The organism is Gayadomonas joobiniege G7, assembly GCF_000300815.1.
In the GTDB taxonomy this organism is placed as follows: Bacteria; Pseudomonadota; Gammaproteobacteria; order Enterobacterales; family Alteromonadaceae; genus Catenovulum; species Catenovulum joobiniege.
In genome coordinates, this window is record NZ_AMRX01000008.1 from 343,034 (window position 1) to 368,121 (window position 25,088).

The following is a 25,088-nucleotide window of genomic DNA, read 5'->3' on the forward strand; positions in this document are numbered from 1 at the left end:
AGGCGGGTAAATGAACAAGGGTTTTATCTTCGCTGTCAGCTTGTTTTTGACAACGCTAATGGCTTGTCAGCCGACCCCAAATAATAAACATGTCAAGGTCACAGGCCCCGTCATGTATAACCAACTGGGCTACCCCGTCACTGCTAATAAACAAGTGTTTTTACAAAGTGACGGGCCAGTGCATTTTAAAGTCGCCGATAAAAGCGGCGAACTGGTTCTGACAGGTGTGAGCACTAAACCCAAACATTGGCCGTTTGCAGCCCAAGATTATGTCATGCTGGATCTTAAACAATTGCATTGCCCAGGGGTTTACAAACTTTTTATTCCGGATTCGGGGTTATCACCGGTTATTATAAATATAAATGACCAAGTTTATCAGCAAGCGCTAACGCAAGTGACTAAAGCTTTTTATTTTAATCGGGCTGGCACAGCACTTAAAAGTGAACATGCAGGCATTTATGCACGCGCAGCGGGTCATACTGGAAAAACCGCTATCATCCATGCTTCGGCGGCTGATGCGATGCGGCCAGCGGGCACTCAGGTCGAAATTGGTAAAGGTTGGTACGACGCAGGTGACTATAATCAGTATGTGGTAAATGGTAGTGTTGCTTTAGCCAGTCTGTTATTAGCTTATCAAGACTTTCCGATAATGAAGCAACTGTCGCTTAATATTCCAAAAAGCGAGCATCACCAAACGGATATGTTAGACGAAATTTTGTGGCAATTGGATTGGTTAAGCAAGATGCAGGACCCAAATGATGGTGGGGTCTACCATAAGCTAACGACTAAAAAGTTTACTGGCAAAGTTATGCCGGACGAAGCCTTGTCAGAGCGCTACTTAGTGGCTAAGTCTGTCACAGCCAGTTTGGATTTTTCTGCGGTAATGGCGTTAGCCTCTAGAGTGTTGGTAAAAGTCTTACCAGTGCATGCAAATGAATATCTAGCGGCGGCCAAAAAGGCTTATATATGGGCCCTAAAACACCCAAAACAGGTTTATCAGCAGCCAGCAGATATACATACAGGGGAATATGCTAGCCGAATAGAACAATTAAATGACGAGTGGTTCTGGGCAACGTCAGAGTTGGCTATTGTTACTGAGCAAGCTGATTTATGGCAAAAAATCCCAACAAATATTGAGATACAAGTTGCTTCATGGAGCCAAGTGGCAGCATTTGCTTATTTTGCATTGGCTAAACAAGAAACTAACCTGAAATGGCAGCAACAAGCTCAGCGGCTAATTGTTCAGCTTGCCGATGAGCTTGTTAAAACTTATCAAAATTCATCATTGGCCGTTACCATGGGACACCATAAAAATGATTTTATTTGGGGAAGTAATGGGACTGCCGCCAATCAACTGATGATCCTTGCCAAGGCTTATCAGATCTCGCAAAAAGCTGAGTATAAATTAGCCATGCAAGGTACGCTCGATTATTTAATGGGTAAAAACCCGACGGGATATTTGTTTATTACTGGCATGGGTACTTATTCACCGGTCGATATTCATCATAGGATCTCGGCGGCAGATAAGGTTAAAGCACCTGTGCCTGGCTGGTTAGTCGGCGGCCCCCATGCGGGTCAACAAGATAAATGTAACGGGTATCCCTCCGAGCTCCCCGCGTTGTCTTATTTGGATACTTGGTGTAGTTATTCAACCAACGAGGTGGCGATTAATTGGAATGCGGCGCTGGTTTACGCGTTAGCTGCGTTTAACGAACAAAAAAACGAGAGAGAAAAAGAATGATGTACAAAGTTACAAGCTATCGCAAACTGGCGACGCTTCTTCTGCTTAATGTGGGTTTGATGACCATTCTCAAACCAGCCATGGCAGGTTTTTCGTTGCAAGCAGCAGGACCTTTGACCGACCAGAATACGGAAATACAAGTCATTGATAGCACCAATCGCTCGAGTTCTGTGCAATGGGTACCAGATACAAAAATTAAGCTCGCAGATTTTTATCAAGCCAAAAGCTTATCTTTTTATATAAAAGCGGAAGATGCGCAAAAATCGTCATTGAATATAAAATTGGACTGTGGCCGAGAATGCTCTGGCCAATTGAATATTGAACCTTGGTTAACGGTTCATTCAGACACGGGGTGGCATCATTTATCCATTCCCGTAAACTGTTTTAACCACCCCGAGGCGCAAACCGATTGGCCGCGACCCACGTTAACATTTGAGCGCATTGGCAACGCGAAAGTGTTTCTTAAAGATATTTCAATGAGCGAAAAAGTAACGACGAACTATGCTTGCACTGAGCCTGAGTTGCGAGCAATAACGCCAGCACCACTCAATACTTATTGGGCTAAATCTTGGTGGAAGCAACGGCATCAACAAAAATTGCTTGAAAAAATTAACATAGATCCCGAGCTAATTTTGATCGGGGATTCGATCACCCACGGTTGGGAACGCAAAGGAAAAGCAGTTTGGCAGCACTGGTTTGCTGATATTAAAACGCTTAATTTAGGCTTTTCGGGCGACCGCACCGAAAACGTTCTCTGGCGTTTGCAAAATGGTGAAGTGGACGGTCTGAATCCTGAACTTGTAGTCATTATGATAGGCACCAATAATACCGGCCACCGGATGGAAGCGCCTGAGTATATTGCAAAAGGCATAGAGCAGATTGTTCGTGAGCTAAAAAAACGTTTACCAGAAAGCCAGATTTTATTATTGGATATCTTCCCTCGAGGCGAAGAACCGAACCATGCCATGCGAGTGAATAACGCCAAAACAAATGCCAGGTTAAATGAACTAGGCAAAAAGTATGATCTGCTAAGAGCTAATTTTAATCCTGCATTTTTGAATAATGATCAGACTTTATCAAAAGAGATCATGCCTGATTGGCTGCACCCAAATGAAAAAGGCTATCAAATTTGGGCTACCAAACTGGCACCTTATTTCAAAAAATACCTAGCCGATTGAATTTTTTGATCGCCGAAATCAGCAAGAAGCGATTGAGGTCGCAAAAACATTAGGCTGGCAAACTTATCCAGAGTTAAAGCAGCGTTTAAAGGTTTACCGGAACAAAGGTAGGGTCACAGGTGCATATTTTTAATGACGTACTTTATCAAGAGTTACTAAGTTCGATTGTTTTGCTTGCAACCAGTATCTGATAAACCCCGCACAAATTCGATTGTGCGGGTCTTGTTTTTACTCGCAGTCTAGCAAGTTTTTTTGTTCCGCTGTGCTTAAGCGAATATTAGCCACGCTTAATTCGTTCATTTGAGCGCTGCTTAGGCCCCAAATTGTGCTGATTGGCTGGCTAAAGTCTGTTTGTTTAAAACAATTTAATTTAACCGCAACAGGTTGCCACTGACCGTCTGTTTTTATTAATGAGTTAATTGAAACAGTATCTAATGCTTGCTGCTTTTCTTGCACCAATACATTAATATTACCGCGCACGGGTTTATCGGCTTTTACTTCAAAGACCAAGGCTGCATTTGCATCTGCATAAGCAGAAATGTTTATGCCGTTGTTTTGCTGCATAGCGATAGCGCTTAATTTTTGCTCTGCAGTCCAATTGATTTTAAATGAGTCTTCTTGCACAAACCGGTTTTGACTTGAAAAAGTGATGGCATCGGTTGTGACCACACTGGCATTGATTGCAGTAGATTGCTCGCCAGTGTTCAATGCAAAAGTATAACCTAACTTAGGAGCCTGGCTGAATAAAACTAAATCAGAAGAGGTGTCTAATTTAGGCATGTCAGCATAGTCTTCTTGCAATTGAGCAAGCTGAATATCATCTTGATAAGTTAACCCGTAACCCAATTTAAACAACGCATCATTTTTGTCTGTGTAGGGGGCATTGACGGGTTTAGCATTGGCTTTAGCAGGCCAGCTAAAGCTGAGCTTGCCAGTAAAATCATACTGCACTTGTCCGTTGACATCACGTAATAATACATCGGCGATACCTGCACCTTCTGAGCCAGGTAACCAAGCGGCCACAAAAGCATCAGACTGGTTGATTTCTTTGTTCATCCATAATGGACGGCCCGATAAAAATACTGTGACCACAGGGATGTTTTGCGATTTTAATGATTTTAATAAAGCCAGGTCTGCTTTAGTAATCGGCTGGTATTCAAAAGTGCCAGATTTAATATCACCTTGCATCTCAGCATAAGGTTCTTCACCTATTACTACAATTGCAACATCTGGCTTTTCACTGAACTGGCCATTTTCACTTAACATGACTGAGCCGCCAGCGGCTTCAACCTGATTTTTAAACCCTTGATAGATAGAGGTTGCGTTCGGGAAGTCGTCGTTGGTATTGCCGGTTCCTTGCCAGGTTAATGTCCAGCCACCATTTTGTTTGCTGATATTGTCAGCACCGTCACCCGCTAACAATATTTTTTGTTTAGGGTTTAATGGTAAAAGACTGTGATTATTTTTTAATAATACGAGTGACTCGCGCACCGCTTGGCGAGCGATGGCTTTATGCTCTGGATGCCCTAAACGATCGCTATTTGCTGCATGTAATCTTTGCGACGGTAAATCATTAAATACACCGGCTCTTAATTTAACGCGCAAAATTCGGGTCACAGCATCATTGATTCTGGCTTCTGAAATTTCGCCGCTGCGTACTTGAGCTAAGGTATTATGATAAAATGCTTTCCAGTCTTCAGGCACCATAATAATATCAACACCTGCATTGATTGCGGCTGCGCAGCTTTCGTTGCTACAACCTGCTACTTGGCCATGTCCATTCCAATCACCAACGACTAAACCATCAAAATTCATGCGCTCTTTTAAAACATCCGTTAATAGATATTTATAACCATGCAACTTTTGACCGTGCCAACTGTTAAACGATGCCATAATGGCTTGTACGCCAGCTTCAATTGCGGTGACATAGCCTTGCGCATGAATATTTATTAACTCTGCTTCGCTGGCCAAATTATTGCCTTGGTCAACGCCTCTATCAGTGCCGCCATCACCAACAAAATGTTTGGCTGTTGCTAAAATGTGTTGGTTAGATAAAAAGTCTTTACCGGCTTCACCTTGAATGCCCTCAACATATTTTCCTGCATAGCTTCGTACAATAGCCGGATCTTCGGAAAAACTTTCATAAGCTCGTCCCCAGCGGTCATCGCGTGCAACTGCAACGGTAGGCGAAAAGTCCCAATCGATGGCTGTCGCAGCCACTTCTCGTGCGATAGCTGCGGCAATATCTTTAATTAAATCTGGGTTATTGGCAGCACCAAGGCCAATATTGTGAGGGAACAAGGTTGCACCTAATACATTGTTGTGGCCATGAACAGCATCTGTGCCCCAGATACAGGGAATACTGCTGCCATCTAAAGAGTCGTCTAAACAGGCTTTATAAAAGTCATCGGCTGTTTTTATCCAATCTTGCACGCTGGCGTATTTGTTCTGCTGTGGAAACGAGCCACCACCATTTAAAAATGATCCAAATCCATATTGGCGCATCTCTTCAACTGTAATAGAGCGTAACTCTGGTTGCACCATTTGAGCGACTTTGTGCTCTAGGGTCATTTCAGCCAGAAGTGCCTCGATTTTTTTTTCTAACTTGGGGTCTTGTTTTATTTTAGAGATGGGCTGGGGCCATAGTTTTAAGGTTTCTGATTTTACGTTTGGCTGAACTTTATCTTCTGTGTTTTGGCATGCAAATAATGCACAAGTAGTGGCTGCTATCGCCGTATATTTAAAAAGTTTGGTCATCATAATAAGGATCCGCTATTGCTCTATGTAACATTTAATTCAATGTTACATATAAGTTAATTTTTAACCTATTGAGAAACGATGAAGCGGGTAAAATACGGGTTTAATCGTCTTTGCTTGCTGCTTATCCATGTTGATTGTGAGGTAGAGCTAGGATTCAGACCATGTGTTGCGTATCATTGTAAATGATTTACTTATTACTCCATCACTGGATGATCGGAAAGTGATATATTGTGCTTCTTTAGTAGAACATATACTTGGTAAATCTTATCAAACTAGGCACTCGCTTCATCTAGGTTTAAGATCCTTTTTATAAAGAGAAAGTATTCGCATAGATATCAATTGTAAGTATTCAATACAGATCAGGATTATGTTTATTAAGGATTGAGCGGAGCTAGCTGCGCAGCTCCACTTGTTTTAACTTTTCTAAATTCTTATAGCGCATTAATTTTCTGAAGGTCAGCTTGGCCTTTTAAATATCCTAAAGACACTAAAAAGTTATCAACTTTTAGTAGTGTATCTCTGAAATTGTTTTTGTTTTTATAATTAAAAAAACCATGCCCTTGTCCTGGGTAAATTTCTAATTCACTGCGAATGCCTAAAGCATGCATTTTTTGTTGAAAGCGTTTGGGTACAGAGATAGGGATGAGTTTATCTTTGTCGCCTATCAGGACTAAAGTTGGTGGTACACCAGCATGCAAGTTATGCATTGGCGAAATATCTTGCCAATAATTTTTGACTGTTTCGTAACCCCAGCCGTCTGGACCGTTATCAAAAACTGGGTTAAATAACACCAAGGCATTTGGCACTGTACTAATGGTTAGATCATCAGTTTTAGCATTAAAAGAGGGTATGGTTGCCGTTGATGCGGCTAAATGGGCCCCAGCAGAACCCCCTGCTGCAATAATTTGGTCTGGATCAATATTTAACTTATCGGCGTTTTGACGCAGCCAACGCATCGCTGACTTTGCATCACTAACGGCATCTTTAGGCGTAGTATTATTGCGCTTTTTAACTCTGTATTCAGCCGAAATCGCTAAAATTCCTCGATCGGCTAAATAGTCTGCTTGACGATAGAATTGATTAGGATTACCGCTCACCCAGCCACCACCAAAAAAGAAAATAATAGCCGGTGTTTTTATGCCCTGCGCCACCTGTTTGGGCAAAAACATATGCAGTTTTAAGTCAACTTCACCTACTGTTTTATAAACCATGGATTGATCGGGTTTGGGTTGAGCTGCATGACTGATATTGATCAAACCTAAACATAACAAACAAAAAACACTCAATTTTTTAATGATATTCACAAGTCTATTTTCCTCAAAAATTATCTTAATGATATTAAACATTTAACCTTCTTAAAACCGGAATTTTAATTCTGCTTTGTTAATTAAATGATAATTTAAATTTAATTAACCTTGACTTTATAACATGTTTTATTAAAATTGAATCAAATGTGAAATGATGTTTCTCATTTAGAATAGGTCGAATGCGAATAGGCATAGAGCGTTTTAAAAATACTTCACAAATAGTGATGAAAATTTGACCTAACGTGAAATGGATTCTTGGTTTATCAAATGACGGTGACAATAAGATTATGAACCATTGCAGAATGCAGTTAACCGATACATTTATCAAACACGATCTTTTTATTAAGCGTTTTTTAAAAAACTATTTAAAACGTGATCAAGATATAGAAGATATTACTCAAGAAGTGTTTATTCGGGCGATGCATGCTTCTGATCAAAAAAACGAAATTAGTCAACCAAAAGCCTTTTTATTTACGATTGCTAAAAATCTAGCACTCAACGAAATCGCGCGTAAATCTAATCAAACTACCGATTATATCGAGGACTGTATGCCAGAAATGGAAAACTATGGCTGTAATGGTTTGGAATTTGAGTTTGATAAACGTCAGCGAATGGAGATCTACCAAGAGGCATTAGGTCTGTTGTCTGAAAAGTGCAAACAAGTCTTTTTATTAAGAAAGGTCTATTCATTTTCGCATAAAGAAATCGCACAAGAGTTGGGCATTTCTATTAGTAGCGTCGAAAAGTACTTACGTGAAGCAATTTTAGTATGCAAGCGTCATTTAGAAACCTACGAAAATAAACAAACGTTTAAACGTAGTTATTATCAAGCGGATCCCGTTAGCTCACTTTAAATTGCTGCATAAACATGATTGACAAATGTTAAAAAAATAATAACATGTCAAATATAAAACAATGTTTCGGATTTAATTTATGACTTCGCAGAATATTAAAAATGCCGCTGTCACTGGCGGCGGTAGTGGCATTGGTCGCAGCATATGTCTGGCGCTTTCTAGAGCTGGGCATAACGTAGTGGTACTAGATCTCAATCTGGCTGCAGCGGAAGAAACTCAAGCCATGATCCAATCTCAAGGCGGCCAAGCCCAGGCTTATCAACTCAATGTTGCCGAACACGAGCAAGTGTTGTCTGTTTTTGAGCAAATACAGCAAACGACAGCCATCGACATTTTGATAAACAATGCCGGCATTGGGTTTGTTGGCAACATCGAAAATACACCCGTTGACGATTTTGACCGAGTTTATCAAGTGAACGTCAAGGGTATTTATAATTGTGTGCAAGCGGTCATAGCAGGTATGCGTGAACGTAAACACGGCGTTATTATTAACATGGCCTCTATTGCCTCTTCGGTCGGTATTGAAGATAGATTTGCCTATTCGATGTCAAAAGGTGCGGTATTGACAATGACATATTCAATAGCACGTGACTACATTGACCAGGGGATCCGGTGTAATTGTGTCTCGCCAGGTAGAGTGCACACACCATTTGTAGATGCTTACCTAGATAAAAACTACCCAGATAATAAACAAGAAATGTTTGACAAATTGTCTAAAAGTCAGCCAATCGGTCGTATGGGTACACCAGAAGAAATTGCTAATTTAATCGAATATTTAGCCTCAGATAAAGCGAGCTTTATCACTGGCAGTAACTTTCCGATTGATGGTGGTTTTGTCACCATCAATAATTAATGGAGTCTTTATGAAACTTTTAAGAGTAGGTCCCGCTGGTCAAGAAAAACCAGCCGTGTTAGACAAACAAAATAAAATCCGCGATATCTCTTCTTTGATCACTGATGTTGAAGGCCAATTTTTATCAAACGAATCTCTGGCAAAACTGGCCGAGAGCGACTTTTCTCAATTGCCTGAATTAAGTGCTGAGCAACGCATTGGTCCATGTGTGAACAAGGTCGGAAAATTTATTTGTATTGGTTTAAATTATAGCGACCACGCTGCTGAAACAGGGATGCAAGTACCAGAAGAGCCAGTGGTATTTATGAAAGCCACCAGTTCTATCACTGGTCCAAATGATGACATTATTAAACCTAAAAACAGCACTAAACTAGATTGGGAAGTTGAACTGGGTATCGTAATTGGTGAGCACACGGCATATGTTGATGAAGCAGACGCAGAAAAACACATTGCTGGTTATTGTTTAATTAATGATATTTCTGAACGTGCATTCCAGATTGAGCGTCAAGGACAATGGTGTAAAGGCAAAGGCTGTGACACTTTTGGTCCAATCGGTCCTTGGTTAGTGACCAAAGACGAAATCGAAGATGTGACTCAGCTACCTATGTGGTTAGAAGTTAATGGCAAACAATACCAAAACGGCAATACCAATACCATGGTATATCAACCGGCCTTTATCGTTAGTTATTTAAGTCAATTCATGAGCTTACAGCCGGGTGATATTATTTCTACTGGCACTCCACCGGGAGTTGGCATGGGCCAAAATCCAGCTGTTTATCTTAACCATGGCGACAAAATGAAATTAGGCATTGATGGTTTAGGTGAGCAAACACAGACGGTTGTTGACTATACACCTGCTGGTTAATGGATAGGGCGCGCATATGAATAAAGAGCCACGTTTGATCTTGCTGCATCCAAATGACAATGTTTTGGTTTGCAGTCGATCAATTAAAAAAGGTGAGCCGCTGACGGTTGAGGGGCACTCTGTAGTTGCCGACGCGGATATGGAGCTTGGACATAAAATTGCTCGCCGAGCGATCACCGCAAGCGAAAAAATTATTAAATACAACGCACCTATTGGCTCAGCTAGCAAAGATATTGAGTTAGGCCAGCATGTCCATATGCATAACTTGCAAAGTGACTATATTGCCAGCCATACAAGAGACAATAAAGGAGGCAATGGTGCTTAAAGGTTATCTACGAAAAGACGGGCAAAAGGGTATCCGTAATCAAGTATTGGTGGTTTATTTAGTTGAATGCGCACACCATGTTGCGCGCACTATTGTTAACAAGGTCAATCAAGAAGAAGTTCAATTATTAGGATTTCCTGGTTGTTATCCAAACGACTATGCGCTTGATCTAATGACGCGTTTATGCACACATTCAAATGTTGGTGCTGTGACTTTAGTTTCGCTGGGCTGCGAAGGGTTTAACCGTGAACATTTGGCTGCCGAAATAGAAAAGAGCGGTCGCCCAGTCTCTACTTTAGTGATCCAAAAAAGCGGTGGTACGTTAAGCACCATTAATAAAGGGATTGAAATTGTTCAACAACAAGTCTCAGAAATTAACCAAGTTGAACAAGTGCCAATGGGCTTGGATGAGCTAATTATAGGAACGATTTGTGGTGGCTCTGACGGCACCAGTGGCATCAGCGCCAATCCTGCAGTTGGATACTGTTTCGACCAGTTGTTAGCAAAAGGCAGTCGTTGCATTTTTGAAGAAACTGGTGAGTTAATTGGCTGTGAAGTGATTATGGCTGGTCGAGCTCAAACACCAGAGGTTGCGGATAAAATTGTCTCAGTTGTTGAAAAAGCTGAGCGTTATTACAGCATTATGGGGTATGGCAGCTTTGCGCCTGGTAATGCCGAGGGTGGTTTAACCACACAAGAAGAAAAATCTATGGGGGCCTATGCTAAATCGGGCGCATCAATGATCACAGACGTGATTATCCCCGGCGAAATCCCAACTAAATCAGGTTTATATTTAATGGATGTTGTACCTGATGGCGACCCTCGTTTTGGATTTCCGAATATCGCAGATAACGCAGAAATCATCGAAATGGTTGCTTCAGGTGCCCACATTAATTTATTTACAACGGGACGTGGTTCAGTTGTTGGTTCTGCAATCTCCCCTGTTATTAAAATCTGTGCTAACCCTGAAACCTACCGAAATTTATCAGGTGATATGGACATTAATGCAGGTAAAGTTATTGATGGCGAAGCAACCGTTGAAGAGGTAGGGCAGGAGATTTTTGATTTGATTGTGGCGGTGGCCCAAGGACAAAAATCTTGCTCAGAAGCGCTCGGGCATGCGGAGTTCTTAGTAACCTACAAACAATTTCAAAATAAAGAACAAATGGGCCCAGGTTGTCTAATCTAATTTGAAATTCATTAAACGAGTTTAAAAATAATGAAAGCTAAATTTGTTAAAAACATGATAAAGCTCTCCACAGGCTTGTTATTTGCTAATTTGATAACAGCGTGCGGTCAAAACGAGCAGCAAAGTTCCACTGAAACTCAGGTAGCGCCAGAACAAAAAGCGCAGGTTGAAGTGGCAAAAAAGCCTAACATTATTCATTTGATGTTAGATGAATGGGGCTATTTTGAGTCCTCATTTATGCATCATCCAAAGCTAGAAACTCCAAATATTGATAAGTTTGCGCGTGAAGGCATGGTATTTAGTCAATTTTTGGCGGGCAATAACGTGTGTGCATCGACTCGTAGCAGTTTGATGACAGGGCAACATGCTGGACATACGCCCATCCGCTCAAATGAAAAAGGTAATATTTTAAAAGACAGTGATGTCACTATTGCTGAAGTATTAAAAAAAGCCGGGTACGTCACTGGCGGGTATGGTAAGTGGGGGTTAGGCGATCGTGGCACAACGGGTATCCCTGAAAAGCAAGGTTTTGATGAGTTTTATGGGTACTATAACCAAGTGCATGCACATAGCTATTACCCTGAATATCTTGTCCATAATAGCGAAATAGTGCCATTAAAAGGCAACACAGGTTACCCATTAGATGGCGAAACCTTTTCTCATTATTTAATTCATGACAAAGCGATGGAATTTTTACGTAAAAACGCTGAAAAGCCGTTTTATGCGTATCTAGCTTACACGCCACCGCATGGTTATTGGGATATGCCAGATGATGATCCAGCTTGGCAAAAATTTAAAGATCTGGATTGGGGCGGCAAAAACCAATTTGGCGAAAAAAACGCACAATTGTATGCTGCCATGGTTGAGATGATGGATCGTCAGTTAGGCGAAATTATGGCTTTTTTAAAAGAACAGGGCTTAGATGAAAATACGATTGTCATTTTATCTGGCGACAATGGTGGCGAGGCTTATTTTAGAGACAAAGAGCATCCACATGGGGTATTGGCGCCTAACTTAAACCCTGTGACAGGTGAGCGTTTTAGAGGTGGCAAACGTCAATTTTATGAAGGCGGTTTACGGATTCCGTTTATCGTACGTTGGCCAGGTAAAGTGGCACCAGAAACTCAATCTGACTTTTTAGGTTATTTCCCAGATGTCATGCCGACGCTTGCAGACATTGCTGGCTTAGAAAAACCAGAAACAACAGACGGTGTTTCAATTCTTCCGACGCTATTAGGTCAACCTGAGCAGCAGCAACAGCACGAATATCTATATTGGGAAGATCATAAAGCCAAAGCGGTGCGAATAGGGCATTGGAAAGCAGTTGCAAAACATGGCGAACCATTTGAGCTTTATAACTTAAAAACCGACATTGAAGAGCAAAATAATGTTGCGGCGGATTATCCTAAGATTGTCGCTAGAATGGAAGCTATTGCTAAAGAGGCGCATAAACCAATTGAAGTCGGTCAAGTGCTCGATGAAAGTTTAGCTTTCAAGCCTGTAAAATGGAAAAAGCCGTAGGAGTTTGTTAATGAAACACTTTAAACGTACGTTAGTGTTGGCCAGCTGTTTTTCTTTGCCGCTTGTCGCGGCAGAGGTCGGACAGCAAAAAGCGCTAACGATCTGGGCTGATGCTCCGCCGGCGCAAATGCAAGAGACAACCCCTTTGCCTGACCCAAAAGCTGGCGAGCGAACTAAAATGAAAACTCTGCATGCCAAAATCTGGGAAGCAGAAGGTTTTCCAATTGGCAATGGCCGCATGGGCGCTATGGTGTTCGGGGGCATTGCAAAAGAACGCATTCAGTTAAACGAAGACACCCTTTGGTCAGGACGTGAGCACCCGGTTGCCAACCCACAAGCTAAAGAAGGCATTCAGGAGGCACGCGAACTTATTTGGCAAGGCAAATATGGGCATGCAAACGAAGTTGCTCGCACCAAAATTCTTGCTAAAGAAGGCCCAGCCCGTAGCTATCAAACGCTTGGCGACTTGATTATTGAATATCCAGATTTATTTGATCAAAACGCGACTGAATATGAAAGGCGTTTGAATATTGAAACCGCGCTGGCAACTACAGAATTCACGGTTAACGGTGTCCATTATCAGCGAGAAGTTTTCGCGTCAGCCCCAGATCAGGTAATAGTGATCAAACTCAGTGCCGATCAAGCGAATGCATTGAACTTTAAGTTGAATTATAAACGCCGGTATACACAAATTAACAGTCAGCCGAACGGTTTAACTTTTAATGGTATCGCGCAGCACCATGGCGAATTATTCGGCACTAAATACGCGGGACAGTTGACGGTTAGCGAAACTGATGGCCAAGTGAGCAGCAAAGATGGCTTAATTGAAGTGACTGACGCCACCGAGGCTGTTTTACTTTTTAGTGTGAATACAGATTATAATCATGCTGATCCGCACAAGCCGTTAAATACTGACCTAGCCAGCGCGAGTGCTGCCACAATAGCGGCAGCCAAAAATAAAACTTATACGAAGTTAAAACAGGATCACCACAAACACTACAAACACTTGTTTGGCCGGGTAAAAGCAAACTTTGCTGGTTTAGAAAGTACTCGGCTGCCAACCGAAACTCGGTTAAAAAATTATAGCAATGGTCAAGAAGATTTAGAGCTATTAACGTTATATTTTCAATTTGCCCGTTACCTAATGATTTCGAGTTCAGCCGAAGGAGCTATGCCGGCCAACTTACAGGGTTTATGGGCCGATGGTTATGTAGCGCCTTGGAATTCTGATTATCATGTTAATATCAACATGCAAATGAATTATTGGTTGCCGCAGAGTGCAAACCTAGCCGAAATGCATCGACCTTATTTAGACTTTATCGAACGATTGTCTATTGCCGGACAAGCAACTGCTAAAGCTTATGGTATGCGTGGCAGTACGGTTGGTCATACGACAGATGCTTGGTTGATGACCGCTTTGTCAGGCCAACCTCAGTGGGGTATGTGGGTAACCGGCGGTGCTTGGGCGACGCGCCAAATGATGGAATATTATAATTACACAGGCGATAAACAACGACTGCGCGAACAGGCGCTACCAACTTACCGGCGCTATGTTTCGTTTTTTCTTGATTGGCTCACAGAAAATCCAGACACAGGTAAATTGGTATCTGGTCCAGCAACTTCACCCGAAAATAAATTTATTTATATCGACCCTGAGTCAGGTGAAGAAAAAGTCACAACTGTGTCTATGGGCCCTTCAATGGATCAGCAGATCATTTTAGAAGCCTTTACCTATTATCTTGAGATACTCGATATTTTGCAAGAATCTGATCCGTTGCGTAGTGAAGTTGAAGCGGCGTTGAGCAAGCTTGAGCGTCCACAAATTGGACCGGATGGACGTATCATGGAATGGTCGGAAAACTTTGCCGAAAAAATGAAAGGGCATCGCCACATTTCACATATATACGGCCTTCATCCAAGTGACTTGTTCACTTACCGAAACAATCCAGAAATGGTTGATGCAGCGCGGCAAACAGTTGACTATCGATTAGCTAATGGGGGTGGTCATACTGGGTGGAGCCGAGCATGGATAATTAACCTTTGGGCCCGTTTTAAAGAGCCCGAAAAAGTTCGCGAAAACTTGCAAGCATTGTTTGCAAAATCGACCCTCAAAAACTTGTTTGATAGCCACCCTCCCTTCCAAATTGACGGTAATTTTGGCGCGAGTGCTGGTATTATTGAAAGTTTAATGCAGAGTCATGATGGTGGTATCGAAGTGCTACCCGCATGGCCTAAAGAGTGGATGCAAACACCAGGATTTATTGAAGGTATTCGGGCACGCAAAGGATTTGAGCTAGATATTGCGTGGAATGATGGTGAGTTGATTAATGTAAAAATTGAATCGATTGCCGGAAATCCTTGTCAGATTATTCTTAATGAGCATCTGCCAAAGGTTAAAGTAACTAATTTGACGTTAGGTGAAACAGTCACCTTCACTAAAACGAACGATTTAGTGACTTTTTCAACCGATCCAGGCCATGTTTATAAAATAGAAAAGATTTAAGAATTTTTTCAAAGATTTCAGTTATGGTGGTTAAAAACCACCATAACTGCTTGCCAATGTTGAGATCCTTTGTGCAGTATCCCGCAGTGTTTCAAACGTTTCAGTAATATCAGCATGGCTAAAGCGACCTTTTAAATAAGGTACCGTTAAGCTGGCCAATACGACTTGCTCGTTTAACATTATCGGAAACGATAAATCGACAACACCCTGAATAATTTGGCTTTCGCTTTTGGCATAACCGTTTGCAGTTATTCGTTCTATTTGGGTTTCAACCAATGCTCGGTCGAAATCTGCTCTAGTATTTTTATATCTCTCAAACAGAGCAAGTTTTTGCTGTTCATCCATAAATGACAATAATACTAACCCAGAGCCTGATTCATACAAATCTAAATGGTGGCCAATGCGCACTGACAAACCGACCGAAGAAGGACTTTCTACCCGCGCAATGACTACCATGCGTTCGCCGCTTGCTACGGCCATATGGCAGCTTGATTGGGTTGCATGGCTCAGTTCATGCATCAAAGGATAGGCCGCTTCAACCAAAGTGCCAGTGGGGGGCACACTCATGCCTAAGTCAAATAACTTGTTCGAAATATAAAAGTAATCAGAACCTGGTTTTTTGCTTAAATAACCACGCTGTTCTAATGTTGTGACCATACGAAAGATTTCGCTTTTAGAGCGGCTTAGTTTTTCCGACATTTGGGCAAGAGACATGGGGACTTTTTCTCTTGCCAGCATCTCTAAAATATCAAAGCCTTTTTCGAGTGCAGGCGCTGCATATTTTCGTTTTGTTGGAGTGGTTTCAGCCAAACTTCTCTTCCTTTTCTGTTTTAATTATCTAATTAGTATGCCTAACGTAACAAAACTTTAAAAGAAAAATTAAATTTAAAATACAAGTTTTTATTTGAAAAACTCATTTAAAGTTACGGATTCGTGAGGGATGACGGTTTAATAATTAACTTTTTATTTAATTTTAGACTGAGGCCCAATTGGGCGACATAGGAGCAATATGAAAGCCATATTTTCTGCGGTATTTATCTTATTAGTCGCTGCCTGTTCAAGTACTTCTGAACCGAGCAATAGCGTACAGCAATCTAACTCACAAAAGCACTTATTTATTTTGGCGGGTCAGTCAAATATGAGCCAGTTAGACTTAACCAAGTCTTTCAAACCTCAGTTAAATAAAGAGTTTGGTGCGAACAATATTATTATTGTTAAAGACGCAGAGCGCGGCTTATCCATTAGTCGTTTGGATAAAAATTATCGTTTGCCCAACGGTAAAACCCCTAAATTGGTTGGAGATGTGTTTGAACGTTTAACTAAAAAAGTGGATAAAGCCATTAAAGGTAAAAATATAGCTTCGGTTACTTTCATTTTAATGCAAGGCGAACGCGATGCTAAATTACAGTTAGCGTCTGTGTATGGCGAGAGTTTAAAGCGGGTAATTGCAGACTTAAAAACTAAATATCAACAACCCAATATGAATGTGGTACTAGGCCGTATTAATGATTTTGATCTTGCAAATAAAAATTATAAACACTGGAGCAAAATTCGCGCTGCACAAGTTAAAGTCGCATCTGAATTGAACAACATTTATTGGATCGATACCGACGATTTAAATAACCGCTATGACCAAAAAACACAGCAGCAGGTCAATGGACTTAACATGACAAAACAAGGGTTTGTTGAGTTAGGTTTTAGATTTGCTGAAGCAGCTACCGCGTTGATCAAACAGACACAATCATAAATTTGGGGTGATTTTATATCACCTCAATAGTACAACACCTAAGGTTAAAAAATGAACAAACTTATCTGTACAGGCTTAATGGCCGTTATCTATATATCAGGGCTTGGGGCATGTAGTTCTGGGTCGGGCGAACAACTAGTATCTAAAAAAGTTTCTGAGCAAGCTAATCAAGCTGTTACCATGCAATCCCTGCTTAAGGAAATGGTCGATCGGTCAGCAATTGCTCAGTATCCTACTCACGACTTTAGGTTAAAGCAAGAGAGCAGCTATAACCGAGGTTCAGTGAGCCCTGATGAGCCTGAAGGTTGGTTTTTAAATCATGACTTTAATAGTAATGCTAAAGATGCCAATTTTATTCGTACCGAAATCAATGACGGACGAAAAGAGTGGGTATTAATGGATGCCAAAGGCCCTGGTGTTCTGGTTAGAACCTGGATGCCCTGGCAGAATGATAAAAAACCAACAACTGATTCTATTATTCGTTTTTATTTTGATGGGGAAAGTGAGCCAGAATATGAAGGCAACATGTTTTCGTTATTAGATGGTAGTGGCGATATTCCTTATCCACTTGCGCATAAATCATTGCGTTCTGCCGTTTCGTTTTTTCCAATGCCTTATGCCAAAGGCCTAAAAGTGACCGTCTCAGAACGACCGTTTTTTTATCAATTGACTTACCGTGAATATAGCTCTGAAACAAAAATCAAAAGCTTTAAACGGAGTGATCTAGTACACGCCAAACCATTAATTAATCAGGTCGCTCATGAACTGCTATATCCTAACAATAATACTGACGGCAAACCGGTAAAATTATCAGGCACGCTTGCACCAGGTGGTGAAAAATCTTTGTCGTTACCTAAAGGAATGGCAGCGATTAACGCTCTGGCATTACAATTAGGCGACTATTCAAATAAAAATATTACGCGCTCGATTGTTGTTAAAATGGACTTTGATGGTCAACAAACTGTGCAGACACCCATTAGTGAATTTTTTGGCACAGGGGTTGGCCTAAATCCATTTACAGGTTGGTATCGAACTGTATCTGAGTCTGGGTTATTAAGCAGCCGCTGGGTGATGCCGTATCAGAGAACAGCCTCGATATCTTTGCTGAATTTATCCGAACAGGCGGTTGATTTTGAGCTAACCGCGCAAGTGGGCGACTGGCAATGGGATGACAATAGCTTATATTTTCACGCTATTTGGCGCGGCCAGTACCCTGTGGCTACCCGCCCATTTTCAGATTGGAATTATGTTAACCTAACTGGACGAGGGGTATATGTTGGAGATACTTTGACAATATGGAATCCTATTGCCCGTTGGTGGGGAGAAGGGGATGAAAAAATCTTTGTCGACGGTGAAACTTTCCCTTCGATTTTTGGCACAGGTACCGAAGATTATTATGGCTATTCGTGGGGCGGTAAAAGCACTGACTTTTATCAGCATCCGTTCCATGCACAGCCGTTTAGCCATCAATATAACAAGTTGAATAGAAAAACAGGTGATGAGCGAAATACTCAAGGTTATAGCACAGAAACACGCACTCGCGCGCTGGATACCATGCCGTTTGCAAGTTCGTTAAAACTAGATATGGAAGTTTGGCATTGGGAAGAGGTGGATATGGGGTTTGCGGTTGGGGCGTACTGGTATGGTGACTTAACAACCCGTCACCAAGGCTCTAGTAATGCTAAAGACGCTCTAAAACACAGTCAGACAGAAGTCCGGTAAGCTTTTTTTCTTAAAATGGTGACATCGCGATTAAGTCAAAGATGTCACCCGAATCAATTTAACAGAATATTTATTCAGAGACTGTTAATTTAAACTCTACTTGCCCAGGGCAGCCCCCATTTTGCGGCGTATAAATCGCGCTATAAGTACCTGCTTGTGCCAGTGTGACCTTGCTTAATTGAATTTGACGTTGATCACTTGCGTAGTCATCAGGCCCTGACCAAGACCAAGTTCCACCATGTGGTTGCGGACCAATATCAATGGTATCACCGACTTTAACGCTCGCCTCTCCGGTTTGCATCCAAGTACCTTGATTTATTCTAAAATAAGGGGTCACTTTCGCCGGCGTACATTCACCGGCGACTAGGTTTGTGGTAAAGGTTTGGCTTGCTTGGCAACCGGCTGGGGTGGTAAAAGTAGCCGTGTATGTACCAGTTTGAGCATCACCTGCATCACTAAACTGCAGTTGTTGTACTTCCATGGCAGAAAAACCATTTGGACCTGTCCATTGCCAACGGCCTGCAGTTGATGCATTGGCTGAGATCTGAAAGGTATCACCCTGTCTATACTCTAGTTGGTTGCTTTCTGACCAGGCGCCTGCTATCTGCACTTTAGGCATAATTAACGGTGTTGCACTACAACTGGCTGTGACCTGATAGGCTTGCTGGACACTGCAACCTTGTTCACTGGTAAAGGTGAGCTGATATTGACCTGATTGTTTGGGTTTTATCAGAGAAAGCTGAGGGTTTTGACCAGAATGGCTAAAACCGTCCGGCCCATGCCATTGCCACTGACCTTGACCGTTAGCCTGAGGTGAAAACCTGAGTTTGTCTCCTGCTGCTAGGTTAATATCGCTATGCCCTGTCACAGGGCTGTTGTCATTAATTTGATAGCCTAACGACACGAATGGGTCAGTTGCACAATCGATTTGTAATTCAGTGCTAATTTGGCTGCTATGACCATTTTCATCTGTAAAAGTCGCAATATATTCGCCAGCGCTAAGCGAAGAGACATTAGCGATCTCAATGGTTTGAGTGGTGGCACTAAAATCATTGGGGCCCTGCCAAGACCAGTCTCCATCAATACTGCTGGTCGCTTTGAATGCGACCGTATCACCTTCTTTAACAAAAAGACGATCACCTGTGGCCCAAGTGCCATTATCTTGTTTTATTTCAGTGATCAGCGGGTAGTCAGCGCGAATCATAAAGCCAGTTAGGCTGCGGGCTTTAATGTCTGCGCTAAACAGATCATCTGAGGTGAGTGAAATAGATGATTGATTGCCCCGTATCTCAGTATTCTCTTGCCAATAAATTTGCTCGATCTGCATACCAGATTTTAAATTAAAATTTTGCACTGCAATGTCAATTGCATTGAGATCTGTTTCTCCAGTATTGACGATCCATAAAGAAAGTTGATCCCCTTGTTTAAACGCCATGGTTTTTAGCTCGGGCTGAGATTCAATTGTGGTATTAACATATTCACTATCCACTATGCTGTTAATAAAGGTTTTCATAATAAAGTAGCTGCGCATACGGCGACCATCTGAGCCTTTATCAAAAAATATTGGTTTAGCGTAATACTTGTTGGTTTGCACTTCGCCATAACCTCGTGGCCATAGCTCAAAAATGGCTTCGCCTTGTAAACCCCCTGCGTACATATCAGCTTTTTTGGAATAGGCACCTAATACACTGCCGATATTCACCTCATTTAAAATAGGGCCACCGCCACCATGGCCGGTTTCGTCATTAAATGCTATTTTACCGGCCTCCCCAGCGGCGGTTGCAAAATCCTGCCAGGTTTTTGTTTCGCCAGACCAATAGTCGTGTGAGCTATATCCGTATACATGCTGGTTAATGCCTAAATCCTGGTATTGTCCGATTAATTTAATGCCGTTTGAAATCGACCAAGTACCTGCATCTATGATTTTAGGCATAGCCACATTGCGACGGCTGAGTTCTGCGATGAGGGTTTCTAATGCTTCTTTGGTTCGCTCTGCTGTGATCACGCCAACATATTCTTTTGACATCGCTAAATAGCTTAAAGGAACACCAGATTGCTCCATGTACTCGACGTAGTCGGCCAAAAACAAAGCATACTTTTGGGCATCAAAGTGCTTACTGCCGGTGCCTGCACCATTTTTATATTCATAATCGTAGATGAATGTGGGTAAATTATTTCGGTTGCCCTGACCATAGCCATTATAATCAGACTCTAAGGTTGCAAAAAACTGCATGTCCGGATTAATGGCTTTGATCATCTTCATAGCTTTTATGGCGTTGTCATAAATAGAAAAGTCTTTTACGCCAGGGCTCATCTCTTGATGTTTGTCATAAGATACGCGCCAGGTATTAAATTTAATATCTTCCACTAACCATTTTATAATCTCTTCTTGGTTGGCGGCTTGATGAAAGTTTCTATGGCTACGCTCCATATCACCACCAAGCATTATTATTGGCTGAGCTGTGGCAGTTGCATCTAACAAAATACTGGCTTGGACTGGGGGTTCAATTTCGCGTGCCCAACAATAACTGTCATCCTCTTCTGTTATGTGGTTAAAGATATCTGAGCTACAGAGCACACCATCATTGTGTGTTTTTATGCTGTAGTCACCAGAATTACCAAAGGCCACTTCGAACTGGCCGTTAAATTCACAGGTCTCGCCAGCTTTAGCACAATACTGCCAATCTTTACCACTTGGGGCAATGGGAGACGCCGGTTGGGGCGGTTCAGGCTCAGGTTCGTTAGGACTCGCCGAGTCACTGCCTCCGCCTCCGCCTCCGCCACATGCGCCTAATAATAAACTCATCAGGCAAACATAGGTATATTTAGGTTTAAATAACTTAAGGTACATCTTATACATCCTTATTTAGTGCTTTTTATGGTTTTGTCGCTTTTTTAGGTAAAAAAAAGCAAGCGGTTAAGCTTGCTTTTTGGTTTCTAACGGAGATAACTAGAATTTAGTCAAATCTATAGTTGATACCCACTGTATAGATGCGGTCAGAATAACTAGAACGGTCTGTTATTTGTCGATCGATGCGATAGTGGTGTAATTTTGTTTTAGTAATATTGTTGATATTAAACTGTACTTTTAGCTTTTTATTGATTCGGTAGTTAGATGAAAAATCTAAACGTGTTGATGAATCTGAGTACAGTGGCCAGTTGCGGTTTCCACTTTTATAATATCCACTACGATAGTTCGCTGCTAAACGTGCATTTAACTTGTTTCTGTCGTAGAAGAAAGAAAGATTACCTGAGTGTTCTGACATATTTTGAATCGGCATAAGTGCATTTGGATCTTCCAAATCAAATCCATTTGGCAAAGGTCCGTCACTGCCCTGAGCAACTAGCGCATCAAGCGCATCACGTTGTCCTTCAAAATCACCAGCTGTTATGCCAAGTGCATTTAAATCAAGCGGTAATTCTGTGGCTTTATCGATAAAGGTTGGATCTGGTCTGCTACCGTCACTATAGGTATAGTTGGCTTGAAAACCAAAACCTTGCCAAAAGCCAGGTAAAAAGTCTAACCATTGAGTATAACCAATTTCGATACCTTGACGGGTTGAACCTTTGCCGTTAAAGGCGGTACGGATACGCCAAAGTTCATAACCCGGTTGAGCTGAAATATCTTCACCAACTAAGATATCTTCACCAGTTTCACCGCCATTACCTTCAACACCAACTAAGGTTGTACCAGGTTCGGCAGGCACTGCTAATACGCCGCGACGAGTTACAGTGTCTGCTTCTACTTTACGGTGGAAGAAAGCTAAGCTGAACATGTTGCCTTTACCCCAATAACGTTCATAACTTAAATCTACGTTGCGAGAGGTTTGTGCAACTAGGTTAATGTTACCTATATTCGTTGTGCCTGAGCGGATACCAGGACAAGTATCTGTTACACCCTCATAGTAGTTTTGAATTGCGTATTGTTGAGCAATCATTTTGTCTCGGACATCTTGTGGCAGATTTTCTGGTGGAAAAACACCATTATCCGGCAATACATTGAATGGGTCTTGCGGATCGTAAGGCACACAGCCTTGGAAGTTATTTAACTGAGCAACTGGTAAAAGTTTGCCTAAAGCAGGGCGAACCATGGTTTCAGCGGCTGCTAAACGAACTAAACCATATTTATCACTGGCAATGGCAAAGTTCATGCTAGGTAAGTAGTTGGTATAATCATTTTCAGAGATTAACGCTTTAGGATCACCGTTCTCGTCTACCGAGTTATAAGTTTCTGCTTTAACTTCTGTTTTAACGGCACGTATACCAAAGTTGCCACGGTAAGTTAAATTAGAAGTTAAATCACCATCTAGGTTAGTCATCACATAAAGTGCAGTGGTATCTTCAGTTAAGTTATAATTCTCACCTGGGCTTTCAGAATAACCGCCAACGTCATTAAAACCTGATAACTCGTTCCAGCGTTCACGATCGTCTTGAAAAACCGCCAAGTCAATTGCGCTAAACGAAGGTACAGAGCCTGCCTCAGCATAAAAACCATCATGGGTTTTTATCAGATCAGGATACTGGTCGGCAAACTCCACACCTGACATAGGTTTTTGACAATCTAAATCAGTTTTGGGGTCGTATGAATTTGCTACGCTTTGATCTTCTTCCGTTCCCCACGCCCATTTTCCAGCGCAGCTTACGCGGAAGCGAGTTGAGTTTTCCATATAATCTTGAGCAACACGTGCACCAAATTCAAGTGTGGTGAATGGCCCCCAATCTAAATCATAATCAAAATCAATTTTTGCTGCAGAGCTGGTTGGATCACGTTTCCAGCCATCGTTCCCAAAACTAGCAACTCGCCAATAGCGCATATCATTTGGATCCATACCTTCGGTATCTAAAGTTAACCCTATGGTTCTTGGATCTGATAAGTCCACTGTCAAGTCAGAACCGTTTTGACGGATCGCGGTAGCCTGATCTGTGCCAACGATGCTTTTATCGTCAATTCTATAACGTTGATCGTTAAAGTTTAGTGGGTTACCAAAATAAGCATTGAGTCGTGCCACAACATAATGGCGTTCATGCTCAGATTTTGAGTGGGCGGCTTCGGCTTCAATGCCTAAACGATCGAAATTCCATTCACCTTTTAACGCGACTGTCGTTTGAGTGGTTTCAGATGGAAATGCCTGTGCATTGACGTTATTAACAACACCAATGGCACTAGTGTACGAGGTGGCTGGCAGGACGGTATCAACAAAACGACCCATGGCATCATAACGCTCAACCTCGGTGCCAGTTTTTAAGTCAGAAAAGGCATATAGCTCACCATCTGGACCTAGCTCTTCTGCTGGCAATACCCAGTTGGTATCAGTATGTATCCACATAATATCGCTATAAGCCATATTGTCTGCTTTATTGTGAATTACATCTAAGGTATATGAAGAGTCTTGTGTTGGTTTCCATTGCAGTGTGGTTGCAATCGCCGTTTTAGTATTTTGACGATTACTATCAATTAAACCAAATTGACGTGCTCGATAAACAGTGATTTCACCCTCTTCTGGGTTACAGCGGCCTTGCGCCAATACTGTCCGGCCACTATTGTCTTCTGCGTACATGGGACAACGCTTTTGCCATTGGTTTGTACGCACCACATCACCACCATTGTGGTTGTCGTTATACGTTAAGTTAACTAAAGCACCAAAATCCCCAAGTGGGGTATCGCGCCATGAGTGAGTACCGATAATATTCAAGTTGGGGAAAAGTTCTTCGGCTTCGTCACCATATTTGGCTTTTGCGTTCACATTAATAAAACTCTTTTTAATGCGCAGTGGACGTTTAGTTTTTAAATTGATGGTTGCACCTAACGAACCTTCAGTTAAAGCGGCGGTTGGTGATTTAATAACTTCTAAAGAGTCGATTAATTCAGCTGGAAAATCAGCCAAGTTAACGTCACGAGACGGATCACCACCTTGACCACCGGCGACACTACGCCCGTTTAGCTCTATTCGGTTTTGCGAAACACCCCGTACTTGGAATGCCCCAGCTGAACCATTGTCACCAAAAATAACCTGAACACCTGTGACCCTTTGTAAAGATTCAACCACATTCTCATCAGGGAAGGCACCCACATCTTCGGCCGTGATCACATCAATTAAGTTATTGGCGGTACGTTTAAGCTCGGTGGCTTTTAATAAACTTGAGCGTAAACCTGTGACTTCGATAACTTCGGTTTCTTCCGCTTCTTGTTTTGCCTTTTTTGCTCTAGTTTGAGCATTTGGATTTGTGACTTCGGTTTCTGCTTCGTTCACAGCGGTCGTGCTTTCGGTCTCTTGTGCGTTTGCCGAATTAATTGCTGCTAAGACCGAAATAGCCAATAAGGTTGGCTTTATTTTCGAGGTTATTTGCATCGTATGCTCCACATTGTGTTTACCGTTTAGCTGAGATTTATAAAAACTAAAACGGTTTTTTTAATGTTATTTACATTTAAACCTTAGTAAAAAAGGCTCTTTGTAACTAATGGTTACATTTTATAAACATTACAGGGAGCAAAACCCTCAAGTTTTTTTGCTATTTTTGATAA

General features: G+C 41.8%; 16 protein-coding genes. 11 read left to right on the plus strand and 5 right to left on the minus strand.

Features of this window, described 5'->3' with window-relative positions; genetic code table 11:
- Positions 1-10: 10 nt before the first annotated feature.
- Both C727_RS18800 and C727_RS18805 read left to right on the plus strand, forming a co-directional pair.
- Positions 11-1,741, plus strand: coding sequence for a glycoside hydrolase family 9 protein (locus C727_RS18800; protein ID WP_017446702.1), 1,731 nt, complete (start codon positions 11-13; stop codon positions 1,739-1,741).
- Entirely contained in the window at positions 1,738-2,919 is a 1,182-nt protein-coding gene (locus tag C727_RS18805) for a GDSL-type esterase/lipase family protein (protein WP_017446703.1), read from the plus strand. Before C727_RS18800 ends, C727_RS18805 begins: the two co-directional genes overlap by 4 nt.
- A gap of 228 nt (positions 2,920-3,147) precedes the next feature.
- On the opposite strand, the gene C727_RS0116185 is transcribed toward C727_RS18805, so the two are convergent.
- Together C727_RS0116185 and C727_RS0116190 are read right to left on the minus strand one after the other, a co-directional pair.
- Positions 3,148-5,676 carry a glycoside hydrolase family 3 protein gene (locus C727_RS0116185; protein WP_155949311.1) on the minus strand — a complete coding sequence of 843 codons (2,529 nt, stop codon included), beginning with the start codon at positions 5,674-5,676 and terminating at the stop codon, positions 3,148-3,150.
- Positions 5,677-6,110: 434 nt separating this feature from the next.
- Positions 6,111-6,983, minus strand: coding sequence for an alpha/beta hydrolase (locus C727_RS0116190; protein ID WP_162131408.1), 873 nt, complete (start codon positions 6,981-6,983; stop codon positions 6,111-6,113).
- 290 nt (positions 6,984-7,273) lie between these two features.
- Here C727_RS0116190 and C727_RS0116195 point away from each other — a divergent pair, with 290 nt between their 5' ends.
- The 7 genes from C727_RS0116195 to C727_RS0116225 all read left to right on the plus strand — a co-directional run bounded on the left by C727_RS0116195 (position 7,274) and on the right by C727_RS0116225 (position 15,096).
- Positions 7,274-7,840 carry an RNA polymerase sigma factor gene (locus tag C727_RS0116195; RefSeq protein ID WP_155949288.1) on the plus strand — a complete coding sequence of 189 codons (567 nt, stop codon included), beginning with the start codon at positions 7,274-7,276 and terminating at the stop codon, positions 7,838-7,840.
- A 79-nt stretch (positions 7,841-7,919) separates the two neighbouring features.
- Positions 7,920-8,693, plus strand: coding sequence for an SDR family NAD(P)-dependent oxidoreductase (locus C727_RS0116200; protein WP_017446707.1), 774 nt, complete (start codon positions 7,920-7,922; stop codon positions 8,691-8,693).
- Positions 8,694-8,703: 10 nt separating this feature from the next.
- Positions 8,704-9,558, plus strand: a complete 855-nt coding sequence (locus C727_RS0116205) for a fumarylacetoacetate hydrolase family protein (RefSeq protein ID WP_017446708.1) — start codon at positions 8,704-8,706, stop codon at positions 9,556-9,558.
- A 16-nt stretch (positions 9,559-9,574) separates the two neighbouring features.
- Positions 9,575-9,883 carry a UxaA family hydrolase gene (locus C727_RS0116210; RefSeq protein WP_017446709.1) on the plus strand — a complete coding sequence of 103 codons (309 nt, stop codon included), beginning with the start codon at positions 9,575-9,577 and terminating at the stop codon, positions 9,881-9,883.
- Positions 9,873-11,072: a UxaA family hydrolase gene (locus C727_RS0116215; protein ID WP_017446710.1), complete on the plus strand. Its 1,200-nt coding sequence runs from the start codon at positions 9,873-9,875 to the stop codon at positions 11,070-11,072. Before C727_RS0116210 ends, C727_RS0116215 begins: the two co-directional genes overlap by 11 nt.
- Positions 11,073-11,102: 30 nt before the next feature.
- The gene (locus C727_RS0116220) at positions 11,103-12,593 is read left to right on the plus strand and encodes an arylsulfatase (protein WP_017446711.1); all 1,491 of its coding nucleotides are present in this window, start codon (positions 11,103-11,105) and stop codon (positions 12,591-12,593) included.
- A 10-nt stretch (positions 12,594-12,603) separates the two neighbouring features.
- Positions 12,604-15,096, plus strand: coding sequence for a glycoside hydrolase family 95 protein (locus tag C727_RS0116225; RefSeq protein ID WP_017446712.1), 2,493 nt, complete (start codon positions 12,604-12,606; stop codon positions 15,094-15,096).
- Between the two features lie 30 nt (positions 15,097-15,126).
- Here the strand turns inward: C727_RS0116225 and C727_RS0116230 are convergent, their stop codons facing one another.
- Positions 15,127-15,906 carry an IclR family transcriptional regulator gene (locus tag C727_RS0116230; protein WP_017446713.1) on the minus strand — a complete coding sequence of 260 codons (780 nt, stop codon included), beginning with the start codon at positions 15,904-15,906 and terminating at the stop codon, positions 15,127-15,129.
- 199 nt (positions 15,907-16,105) lie between these two features.
- On the opposite strand from C727_RS0116230, the gene C727_RS0116235 reads away from it, so the two are divergent.
- Together C727_RS0116235 and C727_RS0116240 are read left to right on the plus strand one after the other, a co-directional pair.
- Positions 16,106-16,843 (plus strand): sialate O-acetylesterase, encoded by a 738-nt coding sequence (locus tag C727_RS0116235; protein WP_017446714.1) that lies wholly within the window; start codon positions 16,106-16,108, stop codon positions 16,841-16,843.
- A gap of 51 nt (positions 16,844-16,894) precedes the next feature.
- Positions 16,895-18,565 carry a DUF2961 domain-containing protein gene (locus C727_RS0116240; RefSeq protein WP_017446715.1) on the plus strand — a complete coding sequence of 557 codons (1,671 nt, stop codon included), beginning with the start codon at positions 16,895-16,897 and terminating at the stop codon, positions 18,563-18,565.
- A gap of 70 nt (positions 18,566-18,635) precedes the next feature.
- Here the strand turns inward: C727_RS0116240 and C727_RS0116245 are convergent, their stop codons facing one another.
- Together C727_RS0116245 and C727_RS0116250 are read right to left on the minus strand one after the other, a co-directional pair.
- Entirely contained in the window at positions 18,636-21,416 is a 2,781-nt protein-coding gene (locus tag C727_RS0116245; protein ID WP_017446716.1) for a glycoside hydrolase, read from the minus strand.
- Between the two features lie 106 nt (positions 21,417-21,522).
- Positions 21,523-24,915: a TonB-dependent receptor gene (locus tag C727_RS0116250; RefSeq protein ID WP_017446717.1), complete on the minus strand. Its 3,393-nt coding sequence runs from the start codon at positions 24,913-24,915 to the stop codon at positions 21,523-21,525.
- Positions 24,916-25,088 lie beyond the last annotated feature (173 nt).